The organism is Clostridium sp. ATCC 25772, from assembly GCF_001573875.1.
GTDB lineage: Bacteria > Bacillota > Clostridia > Clostridiales > Clostridiaceae > Clostridium_J > Clostridium_J senegalense.
In genome coordinates, this window is the sequence record NZ_LFRG01000071.1 from 1 (window position 1) to 10,144 (window position 10,144).

The following is a 10,144-nucleotide window of genomic DNA, read 5'->3' on the forward strand; positions in this document are numbered from 1 at the left end:
ATACTGTAAAGAATTTAGACAATGTTGTACATGGAAATATTAGCAACTTAGTACATTTTTATTTTAGCATTCATATCAATGTAATAAAAAATACTCTTATCAATGTCATCTAATTTGATGATTAATTTAAGTATGGTGTTCATATTGAGATTAAAGGATAAAAAAGCACACTAATCTAATAACATTTCAGATTAATGTGCTTTTTTGTTTTATTAATGTGGTGAAATTATGTTTACACCCTACATTATAGCAAAGTAAATTAACACCACTATTCCAAGTACAATTCGATACCATCCAAATACTTTAAAATCATGTTTTTTGATAAAACTCATTAAGAATTTAATTACAAAGATGGACACTATAAACGCCACCAACATACCAATAATAAGAGTGACTAGTTCTATATTTGTAAAGTCAAATCCAAATTTCAACAACTTTAAAGTGCTAGCCCCAAGCATGGTAGGTACGGCCAGAAAGAAGGTAAACTCCGCTGCCGCTACTCGTGATACCCCTATCAACAAAGCACCTATAATTGTTGCTCCGGAACGAGAAGTACCTGGAATTAATGATAACACTTGAAATAACCCAATCATCAGCGCTGTCCTGTAGCTTATTTTTGCAAGTGTTGCAGTAGTAGCTGTACGCTTTTTGTTCCAGTTTTCAATAATAATAAATAATACACCATAAAAAATTAACATTATTGCAATTACGATTGGGGTTTGAAGATGTGCATCTAAGAAGTCATCAAATAAAACCCCAATGATAGCTGATGGTATACAAGCTACTGCAACCTTAAACCACACATAGATGATATCCTTTTTTATAATGGATTGTGATTTATCTTCAAATTGAAAGGGAAACATTCTTTTCCAAAACATAACAACTACAGCAAGAATTGCTCCAAACTGAATGACAACAAAAAACATTTCCTTGAAGGCTTCACTCATATTAAGAGTAATAAACTCATCTACAAGAAGCATATGTCCTGTACTACTGATAGGTAGCCATTCCGTGATCCCCTCCACTATACCAAGAAATATAACTTTTAAAATTTCAATAAAATTAAGCATCATTATTTCAAATCCTCCTTTTTGAAGTAGTTAAATGTCAATAAAAATCCAACTATAGATACAAAAGCAATAATTGTTATTCCTAAAGTAATTGAATAACCTGTGCTTTGTAATTTTCCTTTTATCAGAAAAAAGGTAGCTGTCCATGGGTATAATGCTCCAAAATCTTGATTTGAAAGCGCTGCACTCCCCATAACGATAACAGCTGAAGCAATTACAGGTGCAACAAATCCCTTTGTTTTTAGAGCGATATAAGCAAAGGGGGAAATTGTTAAATACATAAGAATACTAGCAACTAAATACTTAAAAAGCCACTCAATAGAAATAAGTAAATTATATCCTACCATGTCAAATATAGAATTATATATTCCTGATAAAATCAGAATACCTGCCCAAGTTACAAAGTTAAGTATAACAATCAAAAAAAACAGGGTGATAAACTTTCCCAGCAATAATTTTGTTCTTGAAATTGGTATTGGTAAAATTATTTTTAATGTATTTTCTATATACTCACGACTAAACAAATAGGCGGTAATTACCACATAAATCATCATATTACTTAGTAGCATCATATACAGCAAACTGTTATCATAAACGTTAGTCAGTGTTATAACACGCTCTGGGTGCTGAAAGTGTGTTTGCAATGATTCTATAAACATCATAAATGGCGTGGACATAGCGCCTAGAATACTGATAAGCACCATTTTTGAATTTTTTAACTTTAGTAATTCACAGTAAATAAGACTACGCAATATTGCCACCTCCAATCAATTCAGAAAAATACTCCTCCAAATTTTCCTTTTCTACATTTATATTTGTTACTAATAATCCATTTTCTACAAAAGTTTTGTTAATTTGCCCAGAACTATGAGTGAAGTCATAAACTTTTATTGTATTGCCTTTTATCAAGTAATCTTTAATTTGATAGTGCTTTTCTAATATCTTTGCAGCTGTTGTCCCATCAGACAGATTGAATTCAATATACCTACGATTACGCTTGTGAAGTTCTTCCATGTTAACTTCCTCTATCAATTTACCATTATGCATGACACCAATAGTATCTGCGAGCTGTTCAATCTCACTTAAAACATGGCTTGAAATAACAATGGTAGTATTCCTACTGTGACTTAACTCAATCAGTAATGAACGAATTTGAGAAATACCAATAGGATCCAGTCCATTTATTGGTTCGTCTAGAATTAATAATTCAGGTTTATGCATAATTGCTGCAGCAATGCCAAGCCTCTGTTTCATTCCTAATGAATAGTCAGCAAACACTTTCCTTGTTTCCTTTTCTAATCCAACGATATGAAGCGCCTCTTGTATTGAATCTTTAGAAAGCTGTCCTCTCAGTTTGGCAAGAATTTGTAAATTTTCATATCCTGTCAAATTATTATAAAAACCTGGTGTTTCAATAATTGATCCTATTTTTCCATAAAGTGTGGGAGTGTTTTTCTTATAATCTGTTCCAAACAATCGAATTTCTCCTCCTGTCGGATAAACAAGCTGTAACATCATCTTCATTGCTGTAGTTTTCCCTGCTCCATTTCTGCCAAGTAAACCATAGATTTTTCCCTTTGGTACATGAAGATTGATGTTATCAACAACGGTAGCACTTCCATATATTTTTGTAAGGTTTTTTGTTTCAATAATAGTTTCCATATCCATCTGTCCCTTCTGTTGTTTTTTATTTTGTGTTGAAGATAATTTTATTGTGTGGCTTTATGTCCTAAAAACCAAGAAACCTATCGTCACAATAGAAAAAAGCCCTGACACTTTTCGTGTCAGAGCCTATTTCCAAAGGTTTATAGTTTTTTTACTTTGTTTCACACTGCTTCAATAATACAAATATTTTTATCGTAAAAATCAAAAATAAAAATGTTGTAACATATGGTTCTTTTGCCATAGAAAAAAAACAGATTGCTGCAATGCTTAGTTCTACAGAACATTTTGTTATGTATATGCACAATAACTCTTTATCAAGTCTGATAAAGATAAGTTTAGCGATACCAATACTAATCAAAGCGATAAATATACTCCAATAGATTGCAAGATTTATTGATGTAGTTTCTGTAAATGAAAGTAGGTTCACTGAGTAGATATAGTTTTCAATAGTTTTTCCATATAACGGGAAAATGATAAACATAATCGCCATTAAATCTAGTACAGCACCAATCATATTATAAACTTTTTGCATATTAGAACTATTTTCTGTTTCCGCAAGACTAATAAGTTCCTCACCAGATAACAATTCATCTATAGAAACAGAAAATAGTTTAGATATACATTTTAGCGATTCAATGTTGGGGTAACCTTTTCCGCTTTCCCATTTTGAAATTGCTGCCCTTGATACATATAATTGCTTTGCAAGTTGTTCCTGTGTTAAGTTTCTCTGTGCTCTAAGTCGTTGTAACTTTTCATTAAATTCCAAAATAAACCTCCTTCTCTTTCAATATGCTATATCTTCTTGTATTTGATTTTTTATATATTCTTTTATTACCTTTTGCTTCTTCAAACTGTATCAACATAATATACCTTACACCAAAATTGTCTATTTTCATATATGTACTTTTAATTGACATGTCTATCAAATATCATCAAACTATAATTTCTACTCCTTTATGTTCACATAACTTTCTTAATATAGTTCGTATATCTACTTTAATTTTACCGTATATTATCTTTCTTATATACTTTGGTGCAAAAACTACTTGACTCACTCTCGTGAAAATTATTGATTATTAACTTGTTTACCCCATAATCTTCAAATTCAACTATAATAGTTCTTATTAATTGACTAATCCATATATAACAGAAAGAGCCGATTAGATGAGATTTTCAATACTCAAACTATCGACTCTGTGTCTTTATATCTGTCTTTTTAATTATATACTTATTAAAGTTTCCTGCTTACATTTGGATAATATAATAAAAATTTATCTAATGTTGTATTTTCACAAATTTTAATCCTTGTTTTATTTCCCCATATAGAACAGATTATCTAATGTTTGTTATCAAATTATTATACCTTTTTATATTTAGGAAATATCATTTATTCAATTAGCGTTGTTGGATGAACTTTTTTGAAAACCACCATTCCGTTAAACGTATCGCTTGGAACAATATTTGTTGTATAAAATGATTTTAAAAGTTTTTGCCAACCTGAAATTCCTACATTTAACGTAGTAAGCTTTTGTTGTCCATTCAAAAGTTTTTGCCACTGTACATCATCAATTACTTTTGAGAAGTCAATATAGTAAAAATCACTGTCCATTTTGTCAAGCAGACTATTAAATTCATTTCGATTCTTAACTTCCATAATACTAAAATCCCCATTACTGCCTTGTGAATTGAATTCCGTATCTTCCGCATCTGTTCCAATGGCGCAATAATCTTCTCCTAAGTTCTTAGTCAGTAATTCACCCAAGCAAGTATAGCCAGAAGCTGAAGTTTTACCTATATGACCATTATGCCCGTTAATAAATATTACACTACCATCGCCATGTTGTAAAAACCAATTCACTTTTTCAAACATATACTTATCTCGCAAAGCATTATAGTCGGCATTATTACTTAATACTGTTTCGCTACATTCATATATTGTATTCGCACTTTCTCTTGCAAAATCAAAAGCAGTTTGTCCAGAAATAGCTACAATATCTGTTTCAGAATCATCCATCTCTTTTAATAGCTCTAAAACATCCGCCTTAGAATTATTCAAAATCTCTGTACTTAAATCCAATCTTGCTTCATCAGTTAATTGCGAAAAGGCTGTTTTATATTTTTCACTTAATGTAGGTGCAGCGGTATCCAATACGGAAAATAAGTATTCCTTATTGTTATCATATCTCTGTATATCCATTCCATAAAAGTGCAAGTCTTTTCCATCTTGGGCAGTTTCATTATAGGAACGCATCCACTCTACCAAGCTAGCCATTTCATGCGTACGATAAATATTAAATCCAATTTCTCCAACAACATCTTCAGCTGTTCCCTTGCCCCCATGAATATAAGAATCTACCTTTAATGCTCCTCCAAAGTCACCTTCAATAATGAATGTTCGACTCTCATTGTTTTCAACCAATGCTTTGAATACTTCTGCTTTCATCTGATGGTATTCTTTTGCACCGTGGCTTGCTTCTCCAAGTCCTACAACCTGTACATTTTTTGATACAGCAAAAGTGCTGATATCTGTTTGTAAGTCGCTTAAGTTCACTGGTGCTGTAGCTGTTCTATTTCCACACCCTGTAAATATAGTAATGCTTAATGCCACTATTGTAACAATATTTAAAAAACTTTTTTTATTCATTATTTAATTCCTTTCATAGCTATTGTTATTTTACTGTTAAAATCTACATAATACAAAGAGCGGATAACCACATTTATTACTGTGTATTATAGGCTCTTCGTCTATGCGTCTGTCTCTTTGATAATGGAAATATTGATTTGTTTAACAGAAATTAATGTTTCCCGTTTACATTTAGAATAGTGTAACAGAAAAAATGTGATTGATTTTAAAATTAAACCTATTCATGTTCTTTATTGCGTTTCTTTTCAATTCTTTACTAACCATTCATGTTGAACCAGTAAAGAATGGCAAATATAACAAAAATAAAAGTAACACTACTAATGTGTTAACGATATTGAACTATGTACATGTCCCTATTATTAATATCAATACTCGTACGGAGTTCTACTTCTTTTTCTTCCTTATACGAAATACTTACTATCGCTTCTTCCTTTGTTACAAACAGCCGCTGCCTCCATAAATATCAGTAAACCTAATATTTATAGCAAAGTTTTAATTTTCTTCATCAATTTTTTTAATGGTATCTTCACGAACAGCTTGTCTTAAAGATTTCAAATAATCAGAGAATGCAACCTTATCATCTGCGTAAGTTAGATTGAGTTCAAATTCTTTCGGAATCCAAGTAGACAAGTCAGACACATTGTGCTGAATCAATGCTTCAAGTCCATCAATGGCTTTATAAATCTGTGCTTCAGCTGTTTTACGCTCTGCCATTTCCTCATAAAGTTCTCGCATTTCTACTGCATATTTCTCTGGCAAGGAATTAACCCAACTATACAGTAGCTTTTCTTCGTTCAGTTCGTGGTCTAGGTTTTTTTCAAAAGTAGGAATATCTCCAGTAAAACATTCTCCCAAGTCATGAATAATACACATTCTGATAACCTTATCCATATCAACCTCAGGGAACTCATCTCTCATAAAGAAAGCCATCAAAGTCATCATCCAACTATGTTCTGCAACACTCTCGTGTCTGCCTTTTGAAGTATAGCAATGGCGTGTTGTATCTTTCAGCTTTTCGGCTACCAATAATGCATCCAATAATTTTCTTGCTTTCATATTCATTCCCCCTACAAATTCAAGGTAGTGTCAAGTCTGACATACCTGTTTCTTATTTAAAATTTAACATTTTCAAAAGTTATGTCATTTTTCAAAACAAAAAATAATGATCCCCTATTTTCGTATATAATGAAATCATCACAAAGCAAATATCTACGAAAGAAGGTCATTGTTATGGTTTCAATTACATTTTATTTGCTATCTATTACTCAATACCAATATAAAAATCTATTTACTTTTAAATTTTATTGAATTCATGCCAAGTTATAAAGAGTTTTCAAGTTTCACCTCATACTAATTTACGCAATATCTGCCATTATCAATGATTTTCATAGTCTCTTTCACATAGACATTCCTCCAGCCAATATAGAAGAAATAACTGTGTTTTAGTCGACATCACCGTTTTTAAGTGCATATTCATATAACAAGTCAGTTAAACTTTCAAAATCATTAGCATACCGTTATTCAATAAATTTCCTTTTTAGTTTTTCTCATACTATTATTACATTACTTATATTAAAAGTAAAGTATTTTACATACACAAGAAATAACTAAAACTATAAGGTGTCATAGTAATTTATCAACAAACAGGTACACTTATACACATTTAACACCTGAATTTTCCTGTAATAGTGTTGACAGATTTTAAAAAATAAATTGCCACCATATATAAAATTATGGTGGCAATTTGATAAAAATATCCCTTTATGTTTTATTTAACCTTATAAATTCACTAGTTTAGCTTTTTCTAATTTAACCACAGTTTCAACATGAGCAGTTTGTGGAAACATATCTACTGGTTGTATTTCTAAAGTTTTATATCCTAGTTGTTGTAATATATTTAAATCTCTTGCTAATGTTGCTGGGTCACAAGATACATAAACTATTTTTTTTGGTGACATTTTAGCTATTGAATGTAATAAACTTTCTTCACATCCCTTTCTTGGTGGATCAACAACTACTACATCTGCTTTAATTCCTTTTTCTATTAATTTAGGAATCTCATTTTCAGCTTCCCCCACTATAAACTCTGTATTTGTAACATTATTTTCTTCTGCATTTTTTATAGCATTTTGTATAGCTTGAGGTATTATCTCTACCCCATAAACTTTTTTAGCATTTTGTGATAAGAATAATGAAATTGTTCCAGTTCCGCAGTAAGCATCAAATACAATTTCATCTCCTTGTAAATCGGCATATTCTAAAGCTTTATTATATAGAACTTCTGTTTGTATTGAATTTACTTGAAAAAATGATAATGGAGATATATTGAACTTAAATTCTCCTATAAAATCAGTTATAGTATCTTTTCCATACAAAGTTTTACACTTTTGACCTAGTATTACATTAGTTTGCTTATTATTTATGTTTTGTATGATACTATCTATTCCTTCAATATTATCTTTTAACATACTAACCAATTCTTCTGAATATGGAATACTATTTCCATTAGTAACTACAACTACCATTACTTCTTCAGTCTTAAATCCTTTTCTAATCATTATATGTCTAACTATTCCACTATTCGTTTTTTCATCATAAGTTTCTATATTAAATTTTTTCATCCATTCTTTTACTACTTTTATAACCTTATCTCCAACTTCATCTTGTATGTAACAACATTCCATATTTATTATGTCATGACTTCTTGGGGCATAGAATCCAACAACGATTTCACCATCTTTATTCTTTCCTACTGGAAGTTGAACTTTATTTCTATAGTTATATGGGGTTTCCATACCTATAGTATTATGTATTTTCACATCTTCTAACTTACCAATTCTTTTAATAACATCTCTTACTCTTTCAGTTTTGAAACTTAATTGAGTTTCATATGTACTATGTTGAAGATTACAACCACCGCATCTTTTATATGTACTACAGACTGGTTCAGTTCTTGATTCAGATGAAGACAGAACTTCTATAAGCTTTCCTACACCATAATTCTTATTAATTTTTATTAATTTAATTTTTACTGTTTCATCTTTTAAAGCTCCTTCAACAAAAACAGTAAAATTATCTATTTTTCCAACACCTTCACCTTGATGACCACTATTCTCTATTTTTATTATATACTCCTTATTCTTTTCAACAGTACAATTCAATATATTATTTTTGCCCATAAAATCACCTTTCCTAAATACACATTAAATAACTGTGCATTGAATTTTATATAAATGCTTAAATTGATTATTCCCTTTATTTTTTCAATTATAACTTATTTATTCTATTCCATAGTGAAACAATTATTTATTTTTATAATTTAAATTACTCTCTATAAAACAGTACATCCATCTATTTTAACAAACTTTCTTTTAATTTAAAAGAAATTAACCATATATAGATTTTTAAATTTTTATTCAAGTTATCACTCTCGATTAAAAATATCTATACTGTCAATACTCATAATAAAACAAGCTTTATTTATCAATTTAAAGCCGTATAAGATTCTTATGTTATTTATGACATAAAATAGATATTTAAGGAGTGTATTAAAGTGGGAAGATATGCAAGAGAAAAAGCACCTCATGCCATATACCATATTGTTATAAAAAGTGTGAAGGACAGGTTATTATTTAATTGTGATAATGATAAAAATATGTTTATGATTAAACTAAAAGAAAGTCAATTAAAGTATCCATTCAAATTATATGCATTTTGTTTAATGGATAATCATGCACATCTACTTATAGACTCACAGAATCAGGATATTTCTGTAATAATGAAAAGTTTAAATTTAAGATATGTTAAATTTTATAATAAAAAATATGATTTAGACTCTAGACTATGCAAGGAAAGATTTAAAAGTGAAATGATTACTACCGATGAGTATTTAATAAATGCTTCTATGTATATTCATAGAAACCCAAAAGATTTACCAAGATTTTCAGAACGACCACAAGACTATGTATTTTCAAGTATGCGTGTTTATTTAGGAGACAAAGATGAATTTAATGTTTTAGATGTTGATATGATACTAGAAATAATGTGTAAAAATAAAGGAAAAGCTAGAAAAGAATATAAAGAAGTATTTGAAGCTACAATGAACCAACAAGTATCAAACTTTAAAGATATAAAATTAAAATTTAAAATTAAAGATGAAGAATTTACTAATGAAAAAGGCATATTAAAACCTGAATTATCAATAAAAGAAATTACTAATTTTGTAGCCAAAGAAGAAAATTTAAATCCAAATGAAATTTTCATTAAAAATAGAAGTAGAAATCAAAATGCAAGAGCAATGATTTCTTTACTTGCAACAGCACTTTGTGGAAAAACATGCAAAGAAATAGCTACAATTTTAGGTAACCTAACTTCTAGTAGAGTATCACAACTTGGCAACAAAGCAATTGATCTAGTTCTAACTAACAATAAATATAAAATGCTCTTTGAAAATTTTATAAATTTTTAATTTTTAAAATTAAATAAAACAAAAATGGTATTCATAAAATTTTTTTAATAATTTTATAATAAATAATATTAATAAAATGGACAAGCCTGTGTTTTATTATATAACTAATTCTTTTATTTATTATTATTATAAGTGACACTCATTAAATATTTTTAACTACCCTAATTACTTATAATACTTATGGTGACAGTTATTTATTATTTTATATTACTTGTTTATTTTTATTAGGGTGTGTCTGAAAACTAATTAGTGCAAAAGATTTAAATTTTAGATATAATAATATCAAAAAAACTATGA

9 protein-coding genes and 1 pseudogene are annotated in these 10,144 nt (G+C 29.3%); 1 reads left to right on the plus strand and 9 read right to left on the minus strand.

The window, feature by feature from the left end; all coding sequences use genetic code 11:
* Positions 1-239: 239 nt before the first annotated feature.
* From AZI32_RS16135 to rlmD, 9 genes and pseudogenes are all read right to left on the minus strand, one after another.
* Positions 240-1,073, minus strand: coding sequence for an undecaprenyl-diphosphate phosphatase (locus AZI32_RS16135; RefSeq protein ID WP_061996868.1), 834 nt, complete (start codon positions 1,071-1,073; stop codon positions 240-242).
* On the minus strand, positions 1,073-1,822 hold the full coding sequence (locus AZI32_RS16140) for an ABC transporter permease (protein WP_061996870.1): 750 nt from the start codon (positions 1,820-1,822) through the stop codon (positions 1,073-1,075). Before AZI32_RS16140 ends, AZI32_RS16135 begins: the two co-directional genes overlap by 1 nt.
* Complete coding sequence (locus AZI32_RS16145) at positions 1,815-2,732, minus strand: ABC transporter ATP-binding protein (protein ID WP_061996876.1); 918 nt, start codon at positions 2,730-2,732, stop codon at positions 1,815-1,817. The genes AZI32_RS16140 and AZI32_RS16145 overlap by 8 nt, the downstream gene beginning before the upstream one ends.
* A 154-nt stretch (positions 2,733-2,886) precedes the next feature.
* Positions 2,887-3,501, minus strand: coding sequence for a helix-turn-helix transcriptional regulator (locus AZI32_RS16150; RefSeq protein ID WP_061996871.1), 615 nt, complete (start codon positions 3,499-3,501; stop codon positions 2,887-2,889).
* A gap of 18 nt (positions 3,502-3,519) precedes the next feature.
* Positions 3,520-3,805: pseudogene (locus AZI32_RS16155) on the minus strand (transposase).
* A gap of 317 nt (positions 3,806-4,122) precedes the next feature.
* On the minus strand, positions 4,123-5,379 hold the full coding sequence (locus AZI32_RS16160; RefSeq protein WP_082761301.1) for an erythromycin esterase family protein: 1,257 nt from the start codon (positions 5,377-5,379) through the stop codon (positions 4,123-4,125).
* 101 nt (positions 5,380-5,480) lie between these two features.
* The gene (locus AZI32_RS19075; RefSeq protein ID WP_082761302.1) at positions 5,481-5,600 is read right to left on the minus strand and encodes a cysteine-rich KTR domain-containing protein; all 120 of its coding nucleotides are present in this window, start codon (positions 5,598-5,600) and stop codon (positions 5,481-5,483) included.
* A 271-nt stretch (positions 5,601-5,871) separates the two neighbouring features.
* Positions 5,872-6,435 carry an HD domain-containing protein gene (locus tag AZI32_RS16165; protein ID WP_061996873.1) on the minus strand — a complete coding sequence of 188 codons (564 nt, stop codon included), beginning with the start codon at positions 6,433-6,435 and terminating at the stop codon, positions 5,872-5,874.
* 722 nt (positions 6,436-7,157) lie between these two features.
* Positions 7,158-8,558: a 23S rRNA (uracil(1939)-C(5))-methyltransferase RlmD gene (gene rlmD, locus AZI32_RS16170; RefSeq protein ID WP_061996874.1), complete on the minus strand. Its 1,401-nt coding sequence runs from the start codon at positions 8,556-8,558 to the stop codon at positions 7,158-7,160.
* Positions 8,559-8,932: 374 nt separating this feature from the next.
* Here rlmD and AZI32_RS16175 point away from each other — a divergent pair, with 374 nt between their 5' ends.
* On the plus strand, positions 8,933-9,847 hold the full coding sequence (locus AZI32_RS16175; RefSeq protein ID WP_061996875.1) for a transposase: 915 nt from the start codon (positions 8,933-8,935) through the stop codon (positions 9,845-9,847).
* Positions 9,848-10,144: the final 297 nt, after the last annotated feature.

Coding starts and splice junctions, on each gene's coding strand:
- rlmD (WP_061996874.1), bottom strand. CDS start 8,558: ATGGGCAAAAATAATATATTGAATTGTACTGTTGAAAAGAATAAGGAG.
- AZI32_RS16145 (WP_061996876.1), bottom strand. CDS start 2,732: ATGGAAACTATTATTGAAACAAAAAACCTTACAAAAATATATGGAAGT.
- AZI32_RS16135 (WP_061996868.1), bottom strand. CDS start 1,073: ATGATGCTTAATTTTATTGAAATTTTAAAAGTTATATTTCTTGGTATA.
- AZI32_RS16160 (WP_082761301.1), bottom strand. CDS start 5,379: ATGAATAAAAAAAGTTTTTTAAATATTGTTACAATAGTGGCATTAAGC.
- AZI32_RS16165 (WP_061996873.1), bottom strand. CDS start 6,435: ATGAAAGCAAGAAAATTATTGGATGCATTATTGGTAGCCGAAAAGCTG.